We start from the raw sequence: 22,220 nt of genomic DNA, 5'->3' as shown, positions 1-22,220 counted from the left end.
ACGCCGGGAGGCCACAGCCGTCCCGGGGAGAGTCGAACGCCACTCGAATCACTCATTCGGGTGAGAATCGGAAGGGTTGCTCCTGCTTCCCCCATTCGGTCGACAGAATCGACCCGGCCGCCCGGGCGGCCGATTACGCCGGAGAGGGCCTATGAGGGGACCACGGCATGATTCGTATCAGGGGAATACGCCCCTTCCCGGCCGTGCGCAGAGCGGGCACGGCCCCCGCGCCTGAGAAAGCTCCGGCCCGGCCGAGCGGCCCGGCCGGACCCCGCGTCCCGCGCCGCGAGCGATGGCCGGACCCCGCGCGCACCCGCCGACTGCGGCGGATACTGCCCCTCGGAGTCCCCGTCGCCTGCGGAGCCGCCGCCCTCACCTGGCGGATCGGACTCCCCGACGAACACCCCGAGAGCCTCGGCGAACGCATCCTCGCCGGCGTCCTCCTGATCGCCGTCGGCAGCGGCCTCGTCGTCGGGGCCCGCCTCCACCTCCACCGCGAGCTGCGCCGCGTCCGCGCCGTCGCCGACGCCACCCAGCAGGCGCTGCTGCGCCCGCTGCCGCCCAGGCTCGGCGGCCTCGCCCTCGCCGCCACCCGGCTCTCCGCCGGCGGCGACCTGTACGCGGCCGTGGCCACCCCGTACGGCACCCGCGTCGTCATAGGCGACGTCCGGGGCCACGGACTGCCCGCCGTCTCCACCGTCGCCGCCGTCCTCGGCGGCTTCCGGGAGGCCGCCCACGACGAACCGGGCCTCGGCGGCGTACTGCGCCGGCTGGAGCGCTCCGTACAGCGGCATCTGCGCGAGCCCGAGCACCGGCCGGCCGACGACGGCGAGGAGTTCGTGACCGTGCTGCTGCTCCAGATCGGCGCGGACGGCTGCGTACTCGCGCTCAACTGCGGCCACCCCTGGCCCTACCGGATCGGCGGCGACGGCGGCGTACGGCCCCTGTCCACCGCCGAACCCCTGCCGCCGCTCGGCCTCTTCCCGCTCCCCCCGGAGCTTGGCGTCCGCCGCTGTGCCCGGCTCCGCCCCGGCGAGACGCTCTTTCTGCACACCGACGGCGCGGCCGACGCCCGTGACCCGGAAGGCCGTTTCTTCCCGCTGGAGGCCGTACTCGCCGAAGCGGTCACCGGACCCCGCCCCGCTGGGGGCCCCACCGAGCTGATCGCCTCCGTCGGCTCCCAGCTGCTGCGCCACACCGGCGGACGGCTCACCGACGATGTGGCGTTCCTCGCGCTCCACGACGACCGCGCACGGGTGCCGGCGCGGTGTGGGGAAACACCGCGCCGGACCCGGAGACAACCCTCCGCCCGCTGACCGCGTGGGTCGGCGCCGGGAGGCGGACGAAGGATCGTCCCGCGGCCTGTGCCGCCCGCCCCGCCGCGGAGTGCCGGGCAGTTCGGCGGGACGGACGACGCTCACGGCGACCACCGCGCGAACGAGGGGGAGCCCGGTGGTCCGGCCGCCACTGTGAGAGGCCGCTCAGTCAACACGGGTGCCCCGCGGGGCGGCAGCGCGTGTGCGGCACGGATCGGGGCACTCGCTTCACACCCCGTGTGAATCCCCTTCCACTACGCTGAAACGCACTCGTCCCCGGAGAGGCCATGCAGCCCAACACCCTGCTCGACGCCCTGCTGGACGAGGCCGGTTTCTCCCACGCGGGCCTCGCCGCCCGGGTCAACCGGGCCGGCCGCGCCAAGGGGCTCTCCCTGCGGTACGAGCACACCGCCGTCGCCCGCTGGCTCAAGGGCCAGCGCCCGCGCGGCCAGGTGCCCGACCTCATCTGCGAGGTGTTCGCCGCCCGGCTGGGCCGCGCCCTGACCCTCGGCGACATCGGGCTGGGGGGCGGCGGGGGCCACGGGGAGACGGCGGACGGGCCCGGCTCCCCGCTCTCCGGCTTCGTGGAGCGGGCCGCCGCGCTCTGGCGCTCCGACGAACAGCAGCGGCGTCACATCATCGACGCCCCCGCCGTCACCGGAACCCCCGCCGTGATGCCCGTCTGGGAGTGGGAGAACCCGCCGGAGGACGCCGATGTCTCCCGCTCCGGCCGGGCCGGTGTCTCCCCGGCCGACATCGCCGTGCTCCGGGCGGCCAGGGCGCACTACGAGCTGATGTACCGCCGGGCCGGCGGCATGGTGACCCGCGCCCGGATCGTAGGATTCCTCAACACCCGGACCGCCCCGCTGCTGCGCGGCTCCTACAGCGACGCGCTCGGCCGCCGGCTGCACCGGGCGACCGGCGGACTGGTCGCGGTCGCCGGGATCTGCGCGTACGACTCCGACGCCCATGGACTCGCCCAGCGCTACTTCCACCAGGCGCTGCGCCTGGCGAAGGCCAGCGGCGACCGGGGCCTCGGCGCCTACGCGGTCGCGCTGCTGGTCAATCAGTCGCTGTACATGGCCGAGTACCGGCAGGCGGTGGCCTTCGCGGAGGCCGCGCTGCGGGCCTGCGGCGGCCGGATCACCCCGGCGCTCGTCTCCGATCTGCACGCCATGCAGGCCAAGGCGTACGCGCATCTCGGCGACGCCGCCGCCGCGCTGGGCTGCATCCGCCGCGCCGAGCGGGAGGCGGAGCGCATTCAGCGGGGGTACGAGCCGGACGAGACCGGCTATGTCCAGCCGGGGCTGGTCAATGTGCAGGTCGCGGAGGCGCTGCTGAGTCTGGGGGATCTGCCGGCCGCCCATGGGCACGCGGCGGCGGCCGTCGGCTCCCCCGCGCACGACCGGGGCCGGGTGCACCGGCTCGCCATGCTCTGCCAGATCGAGCTGCGGCAGGGCGAGGCGGACCGGGCGGCCGACCGGGCCGCCGAGATGGCGGCGCAGGTGCGCGGCATGGAGTCGCAGCGGCTGCGGGACCGGCTGCGGGAGGTGCGCGAGCATCTGATGGCCAGCGGCTCGTCCCGGGCCAAGGAGGTCGCGGAACTCATCGACGAGGCGCTCCGCGTCCCGCTGTAGCCGTCCGCGGTCCTCGTCCGGCCGGGGTGACGCGTTTCCGTTGCCCGGCCGACGCCTTTTCGGCCTCACCGGGCGCTGCTAGCGATGTGGCCACCTACTGGTCGAAAGGTGGCACGAACCATGCAGTGGACGAACTTAAGCGAACGAAATGTGTACGAGAACCGCTGGTTCCGGGTGAATCTCGCGGATGTGGCTCTCCCGGACGGCCGGCATCTGGACCACTATGTGATCCGGATGCGCCCGGTCGCCGTCGCGACGGCGGTCAACGAGGCCAATGAGGTGCTGCTGCTGTGGCGGCACCGTTTCATCACCGACAGCTGGGGCTGGGAGCTGGCCGCCGGCGTCGTCGAGGACGGCGAGGACATCGAGGCGGCGGCGGCCCGCGAGATGGAGGAGGAGACCGGCTGGCGTCCGGGCCCCCTCCATCCGCTGCTGAGCGTTGAGCCGTCCAATGGCCTCACCGACGCCCGCCACCATCTCTACTGGTCCGAGAGCGCCACCTACACGGGCCACCCCCAGGACGACTTCGAGTCCTCCCGGCGGGAGTGGATCCCGCTCAAGCTGATCCCCGACCTGATCGCCCGGGGTGAGGTCCCGGCCGCCAACATGGCGGCCGGGCTGCTGATGCTCCACCACCTCAGGCTCGGTTAGAGCCTGCCCCCGGCTCACGCCGGACGTCTCGGCGGCGGGGTCGCGAGCGGGTCAGGAGTACGGGTAGAAGCCCGAGCCCGTCTTACGGCCGAGGCGTCCCGCGTCCACCATCCGCTGGAGCAGCGGGGGAGCGGCGTACAGCGGCTCCTTGAACTCCGCATACATCGAGTCCGCCACCGAGGCGACGGTGTCCAGACCGATCAGATCCGCGAGCTTCAGCGGTCCCATCGGATGGGCGCAGCCCAGCTCCATGCCGTTGTCGATGTCCTCACGGCTGGCCAGGCCCGATTCGAACATCCGGACCGCGGCGAGCAGATACGGGATGAGCAGCGCGTTCACCACGAAGCCCGAGCGGTCCTGGGCCCGGATGGCGTGCTTCCCGAGCACCTTCTCGACCACGGCCTCCGCGCGGAGGATCGTCTCCTCGGAGGTGGTCAGCGCGGGGATCAGCTCCACCAGCTTCTGGACCGGGGCGGGATTGAAGAAGTGGATCCCGACGACCTGGTCGGGGCGCGAGGTCGCGACCGCCAGTTTCACCAGCGGGATGGAGGAGGTGTTCGAGGCGAGGATCGCGTCCTGCCGGGTCACCACCTGGTCGAGCACCCGGAAGATCTCGGTCTTGACCTGCTCGTTCTCCACGACGGCCTCGATGACGAGATCGCGGTCGGCGAACTCCCCGAGGTCGGTGGTGAAGCTGAGCCGCTCCAGCGTGGCGTCCCGCTCCGCCTCGGTGATCTTGCCCCGCTCCGCGGCCTTGGCGAGCGAGTTGTACAGCCGGGTCCGGCCGATCTCCAGGGCCTCGCCCGTGGTCTCCGCGACCTTCACCTCCAGCCCGCTGCGCGCGCACACCTCCGCGATGCCCGCGCCCATCTGGCCACAGCCCACCACTCCGACGCGTGCAATGTCGGCCATTGAGTCCGTCACCTCGTGCCTTTCGCTGATCCAGTGCTGGTCCGTGTCGCACGGCCGTCCAGGGTCTCCGTCCAGCCGCCGCGACCCCTCGACGTTACTCCGCGCAGGGGGGTGAGACAGACCCTGGGGGCGGGCATGCTGCTGGCAGAGACCGAGGGACGCGAGGTGGCGCATGGCGCGGATCGGGAGACGGGGCTTCGTGGCGAGCGCGGCGGCCGGGGCGCTGGCCGCCCTGGGGACGGCCGGTGACGCGGCGGCCGTGCCGCGTCCGGCGGGTGGGGGACGGCACAGCGCGCACCCCGAGTTCCGGGGCATGTGGCTGGCGACCGTCACCAACCGGGACTGGCCGTCCCGGGCGGGGCTGAGCGCGGAGCGGCAGCGAGAGGAGCTGACCGCGCATCTCGACACCGCCGTGGCGCGCCGGCTGAACACCGTCGTCCTCCAGGTCAGACCGACCGCCGACGCGCTGTGGCCCTCGCCCCACGAGCCGTGGTCGCAGTATCTGACCGGCGTCCAGGGCCGGGACCCCGGCTGGGACCCGCTCGGCACCGCCGTGGCCGAGGCCCACCGCAGGGGCCTGGAGCTGCACGCCTGGTTCAACCCCTACCGGGTCGCGACGCACACCGACCCCTCGCGGCTGGTGCCGGAGCACCCGGCGCGCCGGCATCCGGAGTGGGTCCTGCCGTACGGCGGGAAGCTCTACTACAACCCGGGGATCCCCGAGGTCCGGGCCTTCGTCCAGGACGCCATGATCGACGCGGTGAGCCGCTACGAGATCGACGCGGTCCACTTCGACGACTACTTCTATCCGTATCCGGTCGCCGGCCAGACCTTCGGCGACGACGAGACCTACGCGCGGTACGGCACGGGCTTCGCCGACCGGGCGGCCTGGCGGCGCGACAACATCGACCGGCTGGTGCGGGAGATGTCCGCGCGGATCCGGGCGGCCCGGCCGGGCGTACGGTTCGGCATCAGCCCCTTCGCCGTCTGGCGCAACGCGGCGACCGACCCGCGCGGCTCGGACACCAGGGCCGGGGTGCAGACGTACGACGATCTGTACGCCGACACCCGTACCTGGGTCCGGCGGGGCTGGATCGACCATGTCGTACCGCAGGTCTACTGGAACATCGGCTTCGCGGCGGCGGACTACGCCAAACTGCTGCCCTGGTGGAGCGAGGTGGTACGGGGGACGGGCGTCGATCTCTGCATCGGCGAGGCGCTCTACAAGGCGGGCGACCCGGCGCAGCCGGCCGCCTGGCAGGACCCGGCCGAACTCTCCCGCCATCTGACCCTGGCGCGCGAGTACGAGGAGGTGCGCGGGCACTTCTTCTTCTCGGCCAAGGAGGTCGGGGCGGACCGCAACGGCGCGATGGCCAGGGTGGTGGCGGACCACTATCCGAGCAGGGTCCCCCCACCCGGCTGACACCGTGCCCCGGCCGGGGTGCGTCCCCGGCCGGTCGGTCAGAGGGCGTGCTCGTGCGGCCTGACCACACAGTCGGGGCCGGGGGACATCACGGTCTCGTGCCCGTCCTCGAAACGGACGCGGTACGGGGGAGAGCCCTCGGGGCCCAGCACTTCGACGACTTCGGCGACCCTGTCGTGCACACCCACGGTCCTGCCGTGCACCAGCAGCTTGTCGCCCACGCTCGCATGCATCGGAAAGCGACCTCCTCGCAAGGGCGGTGATCCGTCCGGCGATCCGTACTGTCGAGTCTACGGCGGGCCCCCGGACCCCGCCCGTGACGGTCAGCTCCTGGCCCGCTGGGTGACCGCGATGCAGACCAGGACCGCCACGGCCGCGAGCGGGGCGGCGGGGGTCAGCCTCTCGCCCAGCAGCGCCACCGACCAGACCAGGGTGAGCAGGGGCTGCGCCAGCTGGAGCTGGCTCGCCCGGGCGATGCCGATCGCGGCCATGCCCCGGTACCAGACGTACAGCCCGAGGAACGACGATCCGGCGGCGGCCCAGAGCAGTCCGGTCACCCCCTGGACCGTCAGCCGCACCGGCTCCACGGCCAGCGCCGCCGCCGCGCCCGCCAGCATGAGCGGCAGACACAGGACCAGGGCCCAGCCGATCACCTGCCAGCCGGGCATCTCGCGGGCCAGCCGGCCGCCCTCGGTGTAACCGGCGGCGCACACCAGCAGCGCGCCGAAGAGATACAGATCGCCGCCCCGGAGCGAGCCCCCGCTCTGCGACACGGTGAAGACGATCACCACGGCCGCTCCGGCGGTCGCCGCCAGCCAGAAGGCGCGGGAGGGCCGCCGGCCCTCGCGCACCGCCGCGTAGCAGGCGGTGGTCAGCGGCAGCAGCCCCACCACCACGGCGGCGTGCGAACTGCTGGAAGTCTGGAGGGCGAGCGTGGTCAGCAGCGGATATCCCACCACCACACCGGCGGCCACCACCGCGAGCGACCCCCAGTGGCGGCGCTCGGGCGGGGCGACCCGCAGCGCCAGCAGAAAACCGCCCGCGATCAGCGCCGCGAGCGCGCCGCGGACCGTCACCAGCGACCAGGGGCCGAAGGACTCCAGGCCCCAGACCGTGGCCGGGAAGGTGAGGGAGAAGGCCACCACACCCAGCACGGCGAGCAGGGTGCCGCCGCCGGTGGCCGGGGCGGTGACCGCTATCGGTACGGTGACGGTAGCGCTATTCTTTACTCTCATGCACGAGCGTAGCAGTGTCACCGAACTGGCCAGAATCCTGCGTCAGGAGTTCAACCGCTACTCATCGGGTGAGAAGCTGCCGTCCAGTCGGGCACTGGTGGAACGCCACCGGGTCTCCCCGGTCACCGTCTCCCGCGCCCTCGCCCGGCTCACCGCCGAGGGGCTGGTCGTCACCCGCCCCGGCGCGGGCGCGTTCCGTGCCGAGCCCCGCGCCCGGACGGCGGACGCCGGGGACACCTCCTGGCAGGAGGTCGCCCTCAGCGCCGACGCCTCGGCCGACGCCGTGCCGCGCACCGTCGACGCCTCCGGGGTGCTGGTCACCCTCGCCGCGCCGCCGCCCGGCGTGATCGAGTTCAACGGCGGCTATCTGCACCACTCGCTCCAGCCCGAGCGGGCCATGGCGGCGGCGCTGGCCCGCGCCGGCCGCCGCCCCGGAGCCTGGGGCCGACCGCCCTCCGAAGGCCTGCCCGAGCTGCGCGAATGGTTCGCCCAGGGGCTCGGCCCCACCGTCGCCGCCGCCGATGTACTGGTCACGGCGGGCGGCCAGTCCGCCCTGACCACCGCGCTGCGCGCGCTCGCCCCGCCCGGCGCGCCCGTGCTCGTCGAATCCCCCACCTACCCCGGCATGCTCGCCATCGCCCGCGCGGCCGGGCTGCGGCCCGTACCCGTCCCGCTCGACGCCGAGGGCGTCCGCCCCGAACTGCTCGAAGCCGCCTTCCGGGCCACCGGGGCCCGGGTCTTCGTCTGCCAGCCGCTCTTCCAGAACCCGACCGGCGCGGTGCTCTCGCCCGCGCGCCGCCCCGAGGTGCTGCGCATCGCCCGCGCGGCCGGGGCCTTCGTCGTCGAGGACGACTTCGCGCGCCGGCTGGCCCACGACGACGCGGGCCGGCCGCCGGGCCCGCTCGCCGCCGACGACCCCGACGGCGTGGTGGTCCATGTCAGCTCGCTGACCAAGGTCACCTCGCCCAGCCTGCGGGTCGGGATGCTCGCCGCGCGCGGACCGGTGTTCGAACGGCTGCGCGCCATCCATGTCGTGGACAACTTCTTCGTCCCCCGGCCGCTCCAGGAGGCCGCCCTCGAACTGGTCGGCGCGCCCGGCTGGAGCCGCCATCTGCGCGCCCTGGCCGTCGAACTGAGGACCCGCCGCGACACCATGGCCGCCGCCCTCCGCCGCCAACTGCCCGAACTCACCCTTCCGCACCTCCCGTCCGGGGGCCATCACCTCTGGCTCCGGCTGCCCGACGGCGCGGACGACACCCTGCTGCTCGCCGCGGCGCTGCGCGCGGGCGTCGCGCTCGCCCCGGGCCGCCCCTACTTCTGCGCGGAGCCGCCGGCCGGGCGGGTCCGGCTCAGCTTCGCCGGAGTGGCGGGCGGCCAGGAGATCGCCGAGGGGGTGCGCAGGCTCCGCACGGCGGCCGGTGAAGTGCTGGGACCGAGGCCGGGACCGGGCCCGGAGGAGGGTGACGGGAGCGGGAACACCGGGTGAACCCTGGCCCGCCCGTACCGGAGTGGACCGTTCTGTCCCCTTGACCGCTCCGGGGCTTCAGGCACACCATCTCGCCATGAGTGTCCGGATCACGCTGGTGGCTGCCGCTCGCAGCTCCGCCCTGCTCGCGGAGCGTTTCGACGACGACCGGCCGCTCGACGGCGCGGGCTGGGACGAGGTGCGGCTCGCCGCGCACGCCCTGGTGCCGCTCAACGCCGCCGAACTGCGCTACTGCTCACCGAGCCCGCGCAGCCGCGCCACCGCCCAGGCGCTCGGCTTCGCGCCGATGGCCCAGCCCGGTCTGCGCGACTGCGACATGGGGCGCTGGCGCGGCCGTACCCTCGCCGAGGTGACCGCCGTGGAGCCGGGCGCGGTCGACTGCTGGCTCGGCGACCCGCGCTCCGCGCCCCACGGCGGCGAGTCGCTCCTCGCCTTCATCGGGCGGATCGGCGGCTGGCTGGACACCCGCCCGGCCGGGGACGACGGCTCCGTCGTCGCCGTCGCCGAGCCCTCCGTCGTACGGGCGGCGCTGGTGTACGCGCTCAACGCGCCGCCCCACGCCTACTGGAGCGTGGACGTGCGCCCGCTCTCCACCCTGCTCCTCACCGGCCGGGCCCGGTGCTGGAGCCTGTGCCTCCAGTCCGCCGCCTGAGCGGGCTCACACCCCTCGACGGCTCACGCGCCGTAGCCCGTCACCCGGCTGGGAGCGATCCGCAGCACGACCCGGACGTTCTCCGGCGGCATCTCCAGAAAGGGCACGCCCCCGCCGGGCCCGTCGTACTTCTCCGCCAGCAGCACCGCCGTGCGGCGGCCGGTGTCCTCGACCACCGTCGCCGTGCCGCGCACCTCGATGTAGCGGTCCGGCTGCCGGGGGTCGCAGACGCTCAGGCTGACCCGGGGATCGGCCTCGATGTTCTTGACCTTCTGCCTGCCCCGCTGGGAGGAGATGATCACCTCTTCGCCCTCGACGCCGAGCCAGACGACCGAGGTCTGCGGGCTGCCGTCGGGGAAGAGGGTGGCGAGGGTGGCGAGATGCGGCTCGTCGAGAATCCGGCGCGCGGAGTCGCTGAAGGCGAAAGTCATGCCGGGAGCCTAGTCCGGAGGCGTCATATCACGCCGGGGAATCGGTACTTGATCCATGTCATCGGCCGGTTGTCGCCCGTCGGAGGCTTTGGCCCGACGGTGGGCCGCGACCCGCTCACGGGTGGCGCACCGCCGGGAGCAGTAGCGGCGCGGCGGCCCGCCCCCCTGGGTGAGAAAGACGTTTCCGCAGCTCGCCGAGGCGCAGACGCCGCCGGGCGGACACTGCCGGTCCCACACGAGGACGGTCAGGGCCAGGGCGGAGGAGGCGAGCAGCCACTCGCCCCAGGGCGCGTCGTCATGGCTGTCGACATGGGGGTGCCAGGGGGACGCGCCCCGGTGCGAGGTGAGCCGCAGCGACCCGGTGGTGAGCGCCAGCAGCCCGTTGAGCCGCGCCGCCGCCTCGGCCGCCCCGGGCGCGGCGAAGACCTCGCGCAGCCGCAGGGCCGCCGCGCGCATCTCGGCGGTGTCGCGCTCGGAGAGATCGAGCTCTCCCGGCTCGCCGTGCTCGCGCAGCACCGCGACGACGGCCGCCGCCGAAGGGGCCTCCCCCGTCGTCGGTGCGTTCGTCAGTGCGTTGACCAGGGCCGCCGTCCGCCGGGCGGCGGCCTCCACCGCGTGTCGGGCGGACCAGGTGCCGCCGCCGGATGTCACCATCCGGCGAATGTAACGCATCTGGCGGATATCTGAGTTACCTGAGTAACGTGCCCAAGATGGAAAAGCGTTACCAACGGCATCGACTGTGGAGCTGGACGGCCGGTGCCGCCGCCGCCCGCACCGGCGACGAGATGTCCGGCCCCGCCCTCCTCCTCGCGGGCCTCGCCGCCACCGGCTCGCCCGCCTCGGCCTCGGCCCTGCTCGCCGGGGCCACGGCCGCGGCGGCCGTGGGCGGCCCGCTCGTCGGCGTACTCCTGGACCGCTCGCCCGCCCCGGGCCGCCTTCTCGCGGCGGCGCTCGCCGGACACGCCCTCGCGCTGACCGCCGTCCTCGGCTGCCTCGGCCGGGTCCCGCTCGGCTGGACCGTCCTGATCGCGGCCGGCGCGGGACTCCTCGCCCCCGCTCTCTCGGGCGGCTGGAGCGCCCGGCTGCCGAGCGTGGTCCCTGCCTCGGCGCTGCCCCGCGCGGGCGCGCTCGACGCGCTGACCTTCAACGCCGCCGCGCTGGCGGGCCCCGCGCTGGCCGGCGGGACCGCGCGGCTCGCCGGGGCCCCCGCCGGGGTCGCGGTCTCCGCCGCCCTGATCTGCCTGGCGCTGCCCGCCGCCCTGCGGCTGCCCCGGCGCACGGCGGGAGCACCCCCGTACCCCTTGGCCGCCGAGATCGCCGCCGGGTTCCGCGCCGTCGCCCGCGTCCCGCCGCTCGCCCGGGCCACCGCCGTCACCACGATCTCCTGCGCGGGCGAGGGCATGCTCGTCGCCTGTGCCCCGCTGCTCGGGGAGCGCGCCCTCGGCGGCGCGGGCCACGGAGCCCTCCTGCTCGCCGGGATCGCCGCGGTCGCCCTCGCCGCGGGCGCCCTGTCCGTCCGCCGCCCCGTCCACCCGAGCCCCGACACGGTCGTCCCCGTGAGCGCCCTCCTGCTGGCCGCCGCGACGGCGCTCGCCGCGACCGGAGACCCCGTGTCCCTGGCGGTGGCCGTGCCGCTCGCCGGGATCGGCCAGGGAACCCAGCTCACCGCCCTGTTCGCGATACGCCACCGGGAGGCCCCCGCCCGTCTGCGCGGCCAGGTCTTCACCACGGGCGCGAGCCTCAAGCTCACCGGCTTCGCCGCCGGCGCGGCCCTCGCCGGGCCCCTCGCCCTGTGGTCGCTGCCGGGCGCGCTGCTCACCGCCGCCGCCGTCCAGCTGCTGGCCGCGCTCCCCGGTGTGACACCCTGCGCGCGAGAGGCCGCGAGAAGACGGCGAGAGCGAGGAGCCGGCACAGATGAACGACCGTGAGAACACCGGGGCGGGGCGGACCGTCGCGGGCTTCGGCGTGGACGACATCCTGCGACAGCGGTACGTGACCGTCCCGGCGGCCGGCCGGCAGGTGTCCCTGAGCTTCGAGGACGCCGACCGCGAGACGGTCGCGGCGCTGCTGCCGCAGGCCCGGGCGGTGCTCGCGGCCTTCGCCCGGCTGAGCGAGGAGGCGACCGCGTTCCTGTGGGCGTGGGGGGCCGAGGGCGACGAGAGCGCCGAGGAGGCCGCCGCCTTCCTGGCCTCGATGAACCCGACCACCGTGGTGATCGGCCCCTCGGGAGCCTTCGCGCTCCACTACGAGGAGGTCGACGAGGAGCACTTCCTCGACGGCTACTGGCCCGCCGTCCACTTCACCGCCGGTCTCACCCCGGAGAAGGTCACCGTGGAGGCCTGACCGGCCCCGACCGACCCGGCCGCCGGCCCGACCGCCCCCGCCGCGCCCGGGCGGGGGCGGTCGGGAGCCCCCGGGAGGGAGGGCCCTTTCGAGAGGGGGGTGCGGACGAGATATCTTGATGTCGAGCAATGTTGCAGACGTGGAGCGGAGCACCCGGTGACTGACTCGACCATCATCTACACGCACACCGACGAGGCCCCAGCGCTGGCCACGCACTCGTTCCTGCCCGTGGTCGAGGCCTACGCCTCGACGGCCGGGGTCACGGTGGAGAGCCGTGACATCTCCCTCGCGGGACGGATCATCGCCGGCTTCCCCGAGTACCTCGAGGAGAGCCAGCGCATCGAGGACGCACTCGCCGAGCTGGGCGAGCTGGCCAAGACCCCCGGCGCCAACATCATCAAGCTGCCGAACATCTCGGCCTCGATCCCGCAGCTGAAGGCCGCCGTCGCGGAACTCCAGGAGCAGGGTTACGCGCTGCCGGACTACCCGGACGACCCGAAGACCGACGAGGACCGCGACGTTCGCGCCCGCTACGACAAGGTCAAGGGCAGCGCCGTCAACCCGGTGCTGCGCGAGGGCAACTCCGACCGCCGCGCCCCCGCGTCGGTCAAGAACTACGCCAAGACCCACCCGCACCGCATGGGCGCCTGGACCCCCGAGTCCAAGACCAACGTCGCCCACATGACCGCCGACGACTTCCGCTCCACCGAGCAGTCGGCCGTCCTCGCCGGGGCGGACTCGCTCCGCATCGAGCTGACCGCCGCCGACGGCACCACCACCGTGCTGCGCGAGTCGGTCCCCGTCCTCGCGGGCGAGGTCGTGGACGCCTCCGTGCTGCGCGTCGCCGCGCTGCGCGAGTTCCTGGCGGCCCAGGTGGCCCGCGCCAAGGACGAGGGCGTGCTCTTCTCCGTCCACCTCAAGGCCACGATGATGAAGGTCTCCGACCCGATCATCTTCGGCCATGTGGTGCGCGTCTTCTTCCCGAAGACCTTCGCCGCGCACGGCGCCGCGCTCGCCGCCGCCGGCCTCAGCCCCAACGACGGGCTCGGCGGCATCCTCAAGGGCCTGGACTCCCTCCCCGAGGGCGCGGCCGTCAAGGCGTCCTTCGAGGCCGAGCTGGCCGAGGGCCCCGCGCTCGCGATGGTCGACTCGGACCGCGGCATCACCAACCTGCACGTGCCGAGCGATGTCATCGTCGACGCCTCCATGCCGGCGATGATCCGCACCTCCGGCCACATGTGGGGCCCCGACGGCAAGGAGGCCGACACCCTCGCCGTCATCCCCGACAGCAGCTACGCCGGCATCTACCAGGCCGCCATCGAGGACTGCCGCGCGAACGGCGCGTACGACCCCGCCACCATGGGCTCGGTCCCCAACGTCGGTCTGATGGCGCAGAAGGCCGAGGAGTACGGCAGCCACGACAAGACCTTCGAGATCCCCGCCGCCGGCACCGTGCGCGTCCTGAACGGCGCGGGCGAGACCGTGCTGGAGCACGCGGTGGGCGAGGGCGACATCTGGCGCATGTGCCAGACCAAGGACGCCCCGATCAAGGACTGGGTCAAGCTCGCCGTGACCCGCGCCCGCGCGACCGGCGTCCCGGCCGTCTTCTGGCTGGACGAGGGCCGCGCCCACGACGCGAGCCTCATCGCCAAGGTCCGGGAGTACCTGCCCGAGCACGACACCGAGGGTCTCCAGATCGAGATCAAGGCCCCGGTCGACGCGATCAACTTCTCCCTGGAGCGGATCCGCCGCGGCGAGGACACCATCTCGGTCACCGGCAATGTGCTGCGTGACTACCTCACCGACCTCTTCCCCATCCTGGAGCTGGGCACCAGCGCCAAGATGCTCTCCGTCGTCCCGCTGATGAACGGCGGCGGCCTCTTCGAGACCGGCGCGGGAGGCTCCGCGCCCAAGCACGTCCAGCAGCTGGTCAAGGAGAACTACCTGCGCTGGGACAGCCTGGGCGAGTTCCTCGCCCTCGCGGTCAGCTTCGAGCACCTCGCCCAGACCACGGGCAACGCGCGCGCCCAGGTCCTCGCGGACACCCTGGACCGGGCCACGGCCACCTTCCTCAACGAGGACAAGTCGCCCAGCCGTCGCCTCGGTGGCATCGACAACCGCGGCAGCCACTTCTACCTCGCGCTGTACTGGGCGCAGGAGCTGGCCGGGCAGAGCGACGACGCCCAGCTCGCGGAGGCGTTCGCGGCGCTCGCCAAGACGCTCTCCGAGCAGGAGGAGACCATCGTGGCCGAGCTGATCGCGGTCCAGGGCTCCCCGGTCGACATCGGCGGCTACTACCAGCCCGACCCGGCCAAGGCCGCGGCCGTCATGCGCCCGTCGGCGGCCTTCAACCAGGCCATCGCCTCGCTCGGCTGAATCGAGCGGGCCCCGGGGCGGTGAGCCGCCCCGCGTGAGCACGGAGCAGCGAAGCGCGCCCCGGCCGGTGAACCCACCGGCCGGGGCGCGCCCGTGTGCCGGGCCGCCCGTGCCGGGCCGGGGGGGGGGTACGCGAGGGGCCCTCACCCGGATGGCGTGCCCGCCGCGCCCGGGATCCGCCGGGTTGTTCCACTGGAGCCATGACGACAGCGATTGTGGGCACCGGGAACATCGGCTCGCGGCTGGCCGCGAATCTGACCCGGGGAGGCGAGCCCGTCCTCGTGGCGGGCCGCGACGAGGCCAAAGCGCGCGAGCTGGCCGCCCGGCTCGGCACCGGGGCGACCCCGGTCACCACCGACCGGGCGGTGGCCGGCGCGGACGTCCTCGTCCTCGCCGTCTGGTTCGAGACGATCAAGGAGTTGATCGCGGAGTACGGCGAGCGGCTGAACGGCCGGATCATTGTCGACCCCTCGAACCCGATCGCCCCCGACGGCAAGGGCGGATTCGTCAAGACGATCCCCGAGGACCAGTCCTCCGGAAGCGTCGTCGCCGCCCTGCTCCCCGAAGGGGCCCGGCTGGTCAAGGCCTTCGGCACCCTCGGCGCGGAATCCCTCGACAAGCTCTCCCACCGCACCCCGGACCGCGCGGTGGGCTTCTACGCGACCGACGACGAGGCCGCCGGCAGGGCGGTGGCCCGTCTCGTCCGGGCGGCGGGCTTCGAGCCGCTCTCCGTGGGCGGCATCGACCAGTCGCGAAGGATCGAGGTCTTCGGCGATCTGCACGAGTTCAGCCTCGGCACGGTCCCCTCCGCCGAGGACGCGAAGAGCCTGCTCTGAACCCGCCGCGCGGCCCCGCACCGCCCGGCCCCCCACTCCCGGCGCGCCCGGCCTCACCCCCCGGCCCGGCCCGCGCCGGCCGCGGTGACGGCGGCGAGTTCCTCCTCGGTCAGCGGCGGCCCGTCCAGCGGTGGATGCCGGGGACCGACCGCGGCGGCCAGCAGCACCCGGGGCTTGACGAGGGTGCGCAGCGGGGCCTCCAGCGAGGTGACGTCGGTGAACTCCTTCGTCATCAGGAAGCTCCCGGTGGACGTCTTGACCAGCCGGTCCACATACCGCGCGAGCACCCGGTCGGTCCGGCTGGGGGAGCCGCCCCGCACGCCGGGGAAGAAGACGTCCTGGCCCGTCGCCAGATCCCAGGCCGCCGAGACCCGCCGGGCCACCGAGTGCTGCACCCGCCGGGCGAGCCGGGGCGCGGCGAGACCGTGCTCAGAGGCGTGCTCGCGCAGGGCGGCCGCGCTCTGGGCGGCCACCGACATGCCGTGCCCGTACACCGGGTTGAAGGTCGCCACCGCGTCGCCGATCACGACGAACCGCTCCGGCCACTCCTTGACCTTCTCGAAGAACTGACGCCGATTGCGGGTGCTGCGGTTGATCGTCACCCCGCCCAGCGGCTCCAGATGCGAGATCAGCTCCCCGACCACCGGGTGGCGCAGACTCCGGGCGAAGCCCTCGAAGTCCTCGGCGCGGTCGGTGGGCTCACCGCCCCGGGTCCCGGAGTTGGTCACCAGCCAGCGGCCCCCCTCGATGGGCAGGATCGCCGCGCTCCGCCCCGGGCGGCCGGCCCGCGCGTCGGCCTGCACACTGACCACGGGGAACTCCTCCGCCCCCGGGGGCGCGCGGAAGACACGGCTCGCGTACACCAGCCCCAGATCGACCGTCCGCCCGGCCGGGGGGCCCACCCCCAGCTCCGCCAGGAACTGCGGGGCCCGGGAGCCGCGCCCGCTCGCGTCCACCACGAAGTCGGCCTCCAGCACCCTCCGTACGCCGTCGGCTCCCCGTACCCGGACACCGGTGACACGTGTCGCCGTGCCGACGAGACCCTCCGCCCGGGTGCGCTGCACCACCTGTACCGCCCGGTCCTCCAGCACCTGTTCGCGCACCACCGCGTCCAGCAGATCGCGGCTGCACGCGATCAGGAAGTGGGTCTCGCGCCGCCAGCGGCGGTACCAGCCCTGCGGACTGAGACCGACCATCCCGGTCGGGACGGGTATCCGCCGCGCGCCCGCGGCCAGCCATCTGCGGGTCACCCCGGGCAGCAGCTCCTCCGCCGCGCGGACCCCGCCGCTCCACAGCAGATGCACATGGCCGGCCTGGGGCAGCCCCCGGCGGGGGAGCGGACCGTCCGGCAGCTCATCGCTCTCGATCACACGGATCTCGTCCACCAGACCGCGCAGCGCCGCCGCCGTCAGCATGCCCGCCAGCCCGCCGCCGATGACGACTGCCCGGCGACCGCGCGCGTCCGCACAAACTCTCTTGAGGTCGGTCATGTGTGCCTGCTCTCTACCAGGCCGCCCGGGGGCGGGCTTCTTCGGCGGGGGATGGTCGGGTGACGGAGAGGGAAACCGGTACGGGGTCGGGTACGGGGGCGGTGGCGGTGGCGGTGGCCGTCCTCGGCCGGGCGGATGGCATCCCGGTGAACGGCGGTTCGGCGGCGTACGGTTCAACGGCGTGCGACCCGGCGGCCGGGCCCCGGGCCGAGCGAAGATCAACAATCATCGGTCCATGATCGCTCAGCCCTCCGGCAGCCGGTCGGGCCGCCCGCCGCCCGCTCTCCGCACCGCTCCCCGGCCCGTGCCCCGCTCCGCCCCCGGGCCCGCCGCCGTGCCGGCGCGGAGCAGCGCCCGGGAGACGCGCACCAGATCGAGCGGCTCGTACCCCGCGCCCTCCTGGCCGCCCCGGGAATCGGCGATGACGAGCTGCTCGGGGTCGGCGCGCAGCGCCCCGAGCGCGGCGACCACCATGGCCGCCCCGCCCTCGGCCTCCGCCTCCGCCGGACGGGCCCCGCGGGCCAGCGCCCTGCCGAGCGCCCGGGCCCGGACGTCCGGGTCGAAGTACGGATTGAGCGTGAGCAGCCCGTCGTGGATGTCGGACTCCCGCTGGAGCAGCCGTACCCCCACCGAGGAGAGCGGGGAGATCACCACACTGGGCCGCGCCGCGCTCACCCCGCTCAACAGCCGCCACAGCGGCCCCAGCCGTCGATGGCGACGCCAGTCCCGCCACGGCCCGACCAGCCGCTGCACCACCAGCGGCAGCCCCAGGCCGGTCGCGATCAGGAAGGAGGCGGCCGACGCCAGCGGCCGGGCCACGTCCGTGCTCAGACCGTCCCAGTCGAGGCCCGCCCATCTGGCCCCGACGGCGGCGAACTTGCACACGTCGTACACCAGCGTGAGCAGATACCCGGCGACCATCAGGAAGAGCCCCGCGCGCAGCACCCCGCTCACATCGCGGGACCAGCGCCGGCACAGCAGCGTCATGATGATCGCCGACACGGTGTGCGCCACCAGATAGAGCACGATCATCTCGCGGATGTACGGCGTGGTGGCGTAGTACGTGTCCAGGTCGCGCAGCCGCTCGACGGGCGCGCTGCCCAGCGCGAAGAGCACGAACAGCGCCACACAGACCAGGGAGTAGACCCCGACGCACCAGTAGGTGGCCCGTCTGATCCGCTCCGGCGGGCCGCCCCGCCAGTTGATGATCAGGACGATGCACGAGCCGCTGAAGGCGGTCAGGATCGTATAGACCAGCGGCGCGGAGAAGTTCGGCACCCCGGTGAGATCGTTGACCGTCGAGATCGTCGGTATCGCGCCGAAGAAGAACACCCCCCACCCCGTCAGCAGCAGCGCCGCGACCGCGCGCAGCAGCGGATCCCGGGGCGCTCTGAGCAGACCGGGTAATCGGAGGAGGAACGCGAGACCGCCCAGCACCGCGGGTCCGTAGAAACCGAGATCGGACATCCTCAGCCCCGCGCCCCTCGGAAACCCCGAACCCGAACCCGAACCCGACCTCGGCCCCGCCCCCGCCCCCGCCCCCGAACCGGTCCGCCGCCGGCCCACCGCCCCGTGCCTCCTTGGGACACCATTTCCCGCTCCCCTCTCTCCGCCGCCCGGCCCGGCCATCGGAACACTAGTACTCGGACATTCCGCCGGCCGGTGAACGGCCGAGCCCCCGGGAACCGCTGCCGATCACGATTAGGCTGACGGTCATGACGATGTCAACAGGCGGTACGGGACTGTGGAGTTCGGGACTTCGGTTCGCTGGGACGGACGAGGCCGTGGCGGCGGCGGTACGCGCGGAGGAGTTGGGCTACGCCTCGGTCTGGCTGCCCGACGTGGACGGGAAGGGCCTCTTCGACCGGCTGTCGGCGCTGCTCTCCGCGACCGGCCGGATCACCGTGGCCACCGGGATCCTCAATCTCTGGATGAACGACCCGAAGACGGTCGCCGAGCGGTACGCGGAGCTGACCGCCGCCCACGACGGGCGGCTGCTCCTCGGCATCGGGGTCAGCCACGCGCCGGTCGTGGAGGGCGCCGGGGCCGGCGTCTACGCCAGGCCGGTCGCCCGGACGGCGGAGTTCCTCGACGGTCTCGACGCCGCCTCGCCGCCGGTGCCCGCCGGGAAGCGGCTGCTCGCCGCCCTCGGGCCCCGGATGCTGGACCTGGCCAGGGAGCGTACGGCGGGAGCGCACTCGTATCTGGTGACGCCCGAGCACACCCGTGCCGCCCGTGCGGCGCTGGGCGCGGACCGGCTGCTGGTGCCGGAGGTGAGCGTGGTGGCGGAGAGCGACCCCGGCAGGGCCAGGGAGATAGCCCGGGCCGGGCTGGCGTTCTATCTCACCCTGCCCAACTATGTGAACAACTGGCTGCGTTCCGGGTTCACCGAGGACGACGTGGCCGGGGGCGGCAGCGACCGGCTGGTCGACGAGCTGGTGGCCTGGGGCGACGACGAGACGATAGCCGCCCGGCTCCAGGCCTTCCGGGACGCCGGGGCGGACCAGCTCGCGGTGCAGATGTGGGACGGGGACACCCTCGCGTCCTTCCGCCGCGGCGAGACGCAGGCGGGCTTCCCCCTCGCCGACTGGGAGCGGCTGGCCCCGCTCCTCAACGGCTGACCGCGCCCCCCTGCCCCGGGCGCGGTGCGCGCGGGGCGGGGGCCGGGTCGGGCGAGCCGGTTCGGGTCGGGTCCGGATCCCGCCGGATCCGGTCCTGACCCCGCCGGATCAGCCTTCGGCGATCTCGCGGACCTCGGCGGTGACGGTCAGGTGCTCGTCGTGCACCTCAAGGAACCGCCTGGCCCACTTCACGGCCTCGGCCTTGTTCTCGGCCTGGATGATCGAGTAGCCGCCGACGACCTCCTTCGCCTCGGTGAAGGGCCCGTCGGTGTGGCTGATCCGGCCCCCGGACCAGGTCACCCTGGTCCCCTCGGCGGAGGGGGTGAGCGCCGCGGTGTCCAGCATCACCCCGGCCTTGGTGATCTCCTCCAGCAGCACCCCCATGCGCTCGGTGCACTCGGGGCTGAGGCCCTCCTCGGTGGTGTTCGTCTCGTCGACACGGATCATCGTCAGAAAGCGCGGCACGGTGACTCTCCTTGGGGTGCTCGGGGTGCTCGGGTTCCTCGGGCGGGGCCTCTCCCCGCCTCTCACGGGTATGTCGAACGGGAGAGGGCCGGATCGACAGCCGCCGGAAACTTTTTCCGGGAATCCTTGAAATCCTCCGGCGACCGCGCACGGGCACACGGGTGACTTCGTCAGGGGTCGGCGGCGACCGGCGCGGGAGCGCGCTTCCCGGCCGGGTCGTCGGTAGCCTCGCGCCATGGCTGACACTTTCGACCACGCCCCCGCGGTGTGGACTGCGGGGCGGCTCCGGGAAGCCCTCGTGAACCTGCCGGACGACACGCCCATCCACATCGGAGTCGCCGACGGTCCCGGTGACTTCGACGGCTACAGCGAGTACGCCCTGGTGAACCTCGAACCGGTGGAGAAGGACGCCACCGGGAGGACCGGCGCCCCCGCCACCGTGGAGTACACCCTCTTCGCCGACTACAAGGCGGGCAGCTACCACCCCGACCCCGCCTGATCCGAACGAACGGCAGGCCCTAGGCCCGCCCGGGTCCGCCCGGGCGGCCGGCCATCGTGGAGTTGAACGAGCCGTAGTCGAGGCCGCCGGCGAGCGCGGTGGCGGTGCCGGACGTGAGCAGTTCCCGTGCGGCGCGCGCGACCAGGGCGTAGGCGGCCTCGGCGATCGTGGAGCCGGCGCTGACCCGCGCCACGCCGAGTTCCGCCAGCGCGGGCACCGGGAGCGCGCCCGGCCCGGTGGCCAGATTCAGCGGCAGCGGCACCCCCTCGACCAGCGCGGCGACGGTCGCCCGGTCGAGGTTCCCGAGCACGAACACCCCGTCCGCGCCCGCGTCCGCGTAGGCCCGCGCCCGGTCGAGGGTCTCCGCGAGCCAGGAATCGGGCCTTTCGGCCCGTACCCGGTGGGTGTCGATCCGCGCGTTGACGAAGAGCGGCACGTCCGCCGCGTCCGCGACGGCCCGTACGACGGCGATCCGGGCGGCCTGGCCGGCGGCCGTACGCAGGGGGAGCGGGCCCTCGCGGAGGGAGTCCTCCAGATTGATGCCGACGGCTCCGGCGGCGAGCACCCCGCGGACGGTGTCCGCCAGTTCCTCGGGCGTCGCGCCGAAACCGCTCTCGATGTCGGCGGTGACCGGAAGGCTCACCGAGGCGGCGACACGGGCGATGAGAGCGAGCGCGTCCCCACGCTCCAGCGCATCGCCGTCGGCGGCCCCCAGGGACCACGCGACCCCCGCACTCGTGGTGGCCACCGCGGCGGCCCCGGCCTCCGCCACGAGGCGCGCGCCGGCCGCGTCCCAGACATTGGGCAGCACCAGCGGTGTGCCGGGCACATGCAGCGAGCGGAACAGAAGGGCCTGATCGCGAAGGGAGGTCACGCTGATCTCTTTCTGCCGGCGGGAAGCCCGCCGCCGACAGCGGCCCTGCTCCCCGTGCTGGGTCCCGGCTCGGCGGACATCCGCCGCCGGGTCACGCGTACCGCTGTGGTGTGGCCGGCGGTCGCCGACGGCCCCGGTGAGGAGTACGAACCTAGGGCCTGCGGCGGGGCTTTCCGCGCTTGGCGGCGGCCTTGGCCCCGCCGGAGCCGCCCCGGACACCCTTGCCGCCCTTGGCACCGCCGCCCGCGCCGCCGCGCGGGTTCTTGCCCCCGGCGCTCTTGCCGCCGGATCCGGGCCTGCCCCGGCCGCCGGTCTTCTCCGCGCGCTTGTCCTTCGGCTGCGGCGGGGTCGGCCGGCCGCGGGAGCTGTTGACGGTCCGCCCCCGGACGATCCCGATGAAGTCCTCCACCAGCTCGGTGGTCGCCTCCTGCGGCCAGGACAGCGCGATCCGCGATTCGGGGGTGCCGGAGACCGGCCGGTAGGTGAGGTCCTTGCGGTGGTGCAGCCGGGCCAGCGACTGCGGCACGACGAGCACGCCGATGCCCGCCGCCACCAGCTCGACGGCGTCCGCCGTGGTGGCGGGGCGCTCCAGCGCGGGCTTTCCGGGCAGCCGCTCCCAGCCGAGGGTGTCGTCGAGGGGGTGCAGCACGATCTCCTCGGCCAGATCCTCGGCCGCGATCTCCTCCACCGCCGCCACGACGTGGTCCTTCGGGACCACGACCACCGTCGTCTCGGTGTACAGCGGGATCGCGCTGAGATCGTCCCGGTCGACCGGCATCCGTACGAAACCGGCGTCCGCGCCGCCGCTCCTCAGCACGCCGAAGGACTCGGCCGCGGTCACCGCGGTGAGGATCAGGGGGACGTCGGGCCGCCGCTCGTTCCAGATCCGCACCCACTTCGTGGGCGTGACCCCCGGGACATACGCCAGCCGGAACGAAGGGGATGTTTCCGAGCCTGTCACCCCGCCAGGTTA

General features: G+C 74.0%; 23 protein-coding genes. 12 read left to right on the top strand and 11 right to left on the bottom strand.

Going from position 1 to position 22,220, the window contains the following annotated elements; translation table 11 throughout:
• Positions 1 to 167 precede the first annotated feature (167 nt).
• From ABD371_RS30445 to ABD371_RS30435, 3 genes are all read left to right on the top strand, one after another.
• The gene (locus ABD371_RS30445; protein WP_344484012.1) at positions 168 to 1,316 is read left to right on the top strand and encodes a PP2C family protein-serine/threonine phosphatase; all 1,149 of its coding nucleotides are present in this window, start codon (positions 168 to 170) and stop codon (positions 1,314 to 1,316) included.
• 287 nt (positions 1,317 to 1,603) lie between these two features.
• Positions 1,604 to 2,953, top strand: a complete 1,350-nt coding sequence (locus tag ABD371_RS30440) for an NsdA family TPR-like regulatory protein (RefSeq protein WP_344484009.1) — start codon at positions 1,604 to 1,606, stop codon at positions 2,951 to 2,953.
• A gap of 120 nt (positions 2,954 to 3,073) precedes the next feature.
• Entirely contained in the window at positions 3,074 to 3,604 is a 531-nt protein-coding gene (locus ABD371_RS30435; protein ID WP_344484006.1) for an NUDIX domain-containing protein, read from the top strand.
• 51 nt (positions 3,605 to 3,655) lie between these two features.
• Here the strand turns inward: ABD371_RS30435 and ABD371_RS30430 are convergent, their stop codons facing one another.
• Positions 3,656 to 4,516 carry a 3-hydroxybutyryl-CoA dehydrogenase gene (locus ABD371_RS30430; RefSeq protein WP_344484003.1) on the bottom strand — a complete coding sequence of 287 codons (861 nt, stop codon included), beginning with the start codon at positions 4,514 to 4,516 and terminating at the stop codon, positions 3,656 to 3,658.
• A 172-nt stretch (positions 4,517 to 4,688) separates the two neighbouring features.
• Here ABD371_RS30430 and ABD371_RS30425 point away from each other — a divergent pair, with 172 nt between their 5' ends.
• Positions 4,689 to 5,939, top strand: a complete 1,251-nt coding sequence (locus ABD371_RS30425; RefSeq protein WP_344484001.1) for a glycoside hydrolase family 10-like protein — start codon at positions 4,689 to 4,691, stop codon at positions 5,937 to 5,939.
• Between the two features lie 38 nt (positions 5,940 to 5,977).
• Here the strand turns inward: ABD371_RS30425 and ABD371_RS30420 are convergent, their stop codons facing one another.
• Together ABD371_RS30420 and ABD371_RS30415 are read right to left on the bottom strand one after the other, a co-directional pair.
• Positions 5,978 to 6,172: a DUF1918 domain-containing protein gene (locus ABD371_RS30420; RefSeq protein ID WP_190124392.1), complete on the bottom strand. Its 195-nt coding sequence runs from the start codon at positions 6,170 to 6,172 to the stop codon at positions 5,978 to 5,980.
• 90 nt (positions 6,173 to 6,262) lie between these two features.
• A complete protein-coding gene (locus ABD371_RS30415) occupies positions 6,263 to 7,174 on the bottom strand; it encodes a DMT family transporter (protein WP_344483997.1) in 912 nt (303 codons plus the stop codon).
• On the opposite strand from ABD371_RS30415, the gene ABD371_RS30410 reads away from it, so the two are divergent.
• Together ABD371_RS30410 and ABD371_RS30405 are read left to right on the top strand one after the other, a co-directional pair.
• Positions 7,173 to 8,660, top strand: coding sequence for an aminotransferase-like domain-containing protein (locus tag ABD371_RS30410; RefSeq protein WP_344483994.1), 1,488 nt, complete (start codon positions 7,173 to 7,175; stop codon positions 8,658 to 8,660). The two genes, ABD371_RS30415 and ABD371_RS30410, sit on opposite strands and share 2 nt — an antisense overlap.
• A gap of 76 nt (positions 8,661 to 8,736) precedes the next feature.
• Positions 8,737 to 9,312 (top strand): histidine phosphatase family protein, encoded by a 576-nt coding sequence (locus ABD371_RS30405; protein ID WP_344483991.1) that lies wholly within the window; start codon positions 8,737 to 8,739, stop codon positions 9,310 to 9,312.
• A gap of 23 nt (positions 9,313 to 9,335) precedes the next feature.
• On the opposite strand, the gene ABD371_RS30400 is transcribed toward ABD371_RS30405, so the two are convergent.
• Together ABD371_RS30400 and ABD371_RS30395 are read right to left on the bottom strand one after the other, a co-directional pair.
• Complete coding sequence (locus ABD371_RS30400) at positions 9,336 to 9,743, bottom strand: PPOX class F420-dependent oxidoreductase (protein WP_344483988.1); 408 nt, start codon at positions 9,741 to 9,743, stop codon at positions 9,336 to 9,338.
• 9 nt (positions 9,744 to 9,752) lie between these two features.
• Positions 9,753 to 10,397 (bottom strand): CGNR zinc finger domain-containing protein, encoded by a 645-nt coding sequence (locus ABD371_RS30395; protein WP_344483986.1) that lies wholly within the window; start codon positions 10,395 to 10,397, stop codon positions 9,753 to 9,755.
• A gap of 56 nt (positions 10,398 to 10,453) precedes the next feature.
• Here ABD371_RS30395 and ABD371_RS30390 point away from each other — a divergent pair, with 56 nt between their 5' ends.
• The 4 genes from ABD371_RS30390 to ABD371_RS30375 all read left to right on the top strand — a co-directional run bounded on the left by ABD371_RS30390 (position 10,454) and on the right by ABD371_RS30375 (position 15,298).
• Entirely contained in the window at positions 10,454 to 11,671 is a 1,218-nt protein-coding gene (locus ABD371_RS30390) for an MFS transporter (RefSeq protein ID WP_344483984.1), read from the top strand.
• Positions 11,658 to 12,086 carry a hypothetical protein gene (locus ABD371_RS30385; protein ID WP_344483982.1) on the top strand — a complete coding sequence of 143 codons (429 nt, stop codon included), beginning with the start codon at positions 11,658 to 11,660 and terminating at the stop codon, positions 12,084 to 12,086. The genes ABD371_RS30390 and ABD371_RS30385 overlap by 14 nt, the downstream gene beginning before the upstream one ends.
• 156 nt (positions 12,087 to 12,242) lie before the next feature.
• Positions 12,243 to 14,462, top strand: coding sequence for an NADP-dependent isocitrate dehydrogenase (locus ABD371_RS30380; RefSeq protein WP_344483980.1), 2,220 nt, complete (start codon positions 12,243 to 12,245; stop codon positions 14,460 to 14,462).
• Positions 14,463 to 14,662: 200 nt separating this feature from the next.
• Complete coding sequence (locus ABD371_RS30375; protein WP_344483978.1) at positions 14,663 to 15,298, top strand: NADPH-dependent F420 reductase; 636 nt, start codon at positions 14,663 to 14,665, stop codon at positions 15,296 to 15,298.
• Between the two features lie 53 nt (positions 15,299 to 15,351).
• Here ABD371_RS30375 and ABD371_RS30370 read toward each other — a convergent pair whose 3' ends face one another.
• Genes ABD371_RS30370 through ABD371_RS30360 form a run of 3 tightly spaced genes read right to left on the bottom strand, consistent with a single transcriptional unit; the run spans position 15,352 to position 18,255 of the window.
• Positions 15,352 to 16,788 (bottom strand): NAD(P)/FAD-dependent oxidoreductase, encoded by a 1,437-nt coding sequence (locus tag ABD371_RS30370; protein ID WP_344483976.1) that lies wholly within the window; start codon positions 16,786 to 16,788, stop codon positions 15,352 to 15,354.
• A gap of 13 nt (positions 16,789 to 16,801) precedes the next feature.
• A complete protein-coding gene (locus ABD371_RS30365) occupies positions 16,802 to 17,017 on the bottom strand; it encodes a hypothetical protein (protein WP_344483973.1) in 216 nt (71 codons plus the stop codon).
• Positions 17,018 to 17,031: 14 nt separating this feature from the next.
• The gene (locus tag ABD371_RS30360) at positions 17,032 to 18,255 is read right to left on the bottom strand and encodes an MAB_1171c family putative transporter (protein ID WP_344483970.1); all 1,224 of its coding nucleotides are present in this window, start codon (positions 18,253 to 18,255) and stop codon (positions 17,032 to 17,034) included.
• Between the two features lie 248 nt (positions 18,256 to 18,503).
• Here ABD371_RS30360 and ABD371_RS30355 point away from each other — a divergent pair, with 248 nt between their 5' ends.
• On the top strand, positions 18,504 to 19,409 hold the full coding sequence (locus tag ABD371_RS30355; protein WP_344483967.1) for an LLM class F420-dependent oxidoreductase: 906 nt from the start codon (positions 18,504 to 18,506) through the stop codon (positions 19,407 to 19,409).
• 108 nt (positions 19,410 to 19,517) lie between these two features.
• Here ABD371_RS30355 and ABD371_RS30350 read toward each other — a convergent pair whose 3' ends face one another.
• Entirely contained in the window at positions 19,518 to 19,874 is a 357-nt protein-coding gene (locus tag ABD371_RS30350; protein ID WP_344483964.1) for a YciI family protein, read from the bottom strand.
• Between the two features lie 235 nt (positions 19,875 to 20,109).
• On the opposite strand from ABD371_RS30350, the gene ABD371_RS30345 reads away from it, so the two are divergent.
• Entirely contained in the window at positions 20,110 to 20,373 is a 264-nt protein-coding gene (locus ABD371_RS30345) for a DUF6225 family protein (protein WP_190124381.1), read from the top strand.
• 19 nt (positions 20,374 to 20,392) lie between these two features.
• Here ABD371_RS30345 and ABD371_RS30340 read toward each other — a convergent pair whose 3' ends face one another.
• Both ABD371_RS30340 and ABD371_RS30335 read right to left on the bottom strand, forming a co-directional pair.
• Positions 20,393 to 21,247, bottom strand: a complete 855-nt coding sequence (locus ABD371_RS30340) for an isocitrate lyase/PEP mutase family protein (RefSeq protein WP_344483959.1) — start codon at positions 21,245 to 21,247, stop codon at positions 20,393 to 20,395.
• Between the two features lie 151 nt (positions 21,248 to 21,398).
• Complete coding sequence (locus ABD371_RS30335) at positions 21,399 to 22,208, bottom strand: LysR substrate-binding domain-containing protein (RefSeq protein ID WP_344483957.1); 810 nt, start codon at positions 22,206 to 22,208, stop codon at positions 21,399 to 21,401.
• Positions 22,209 to 22,220: the final 12 nt, after the last annotated feature.

Origin of the sequence: Streptomyces amakusaensis (assembly GCF_039532665.1) — a bacterium.
Lineage (GTDB): Bacteria > Actinomycetota > Actinomycetes > Streptomycetales > Streptomycetaceae > Streptomyces > Streptomyces amakusaensis.
The sequence above is the reverse complement of the archived record's forward strand: the minus strand, read 5'-3'. Positions and strand labels throughout refer to the sequence as shown.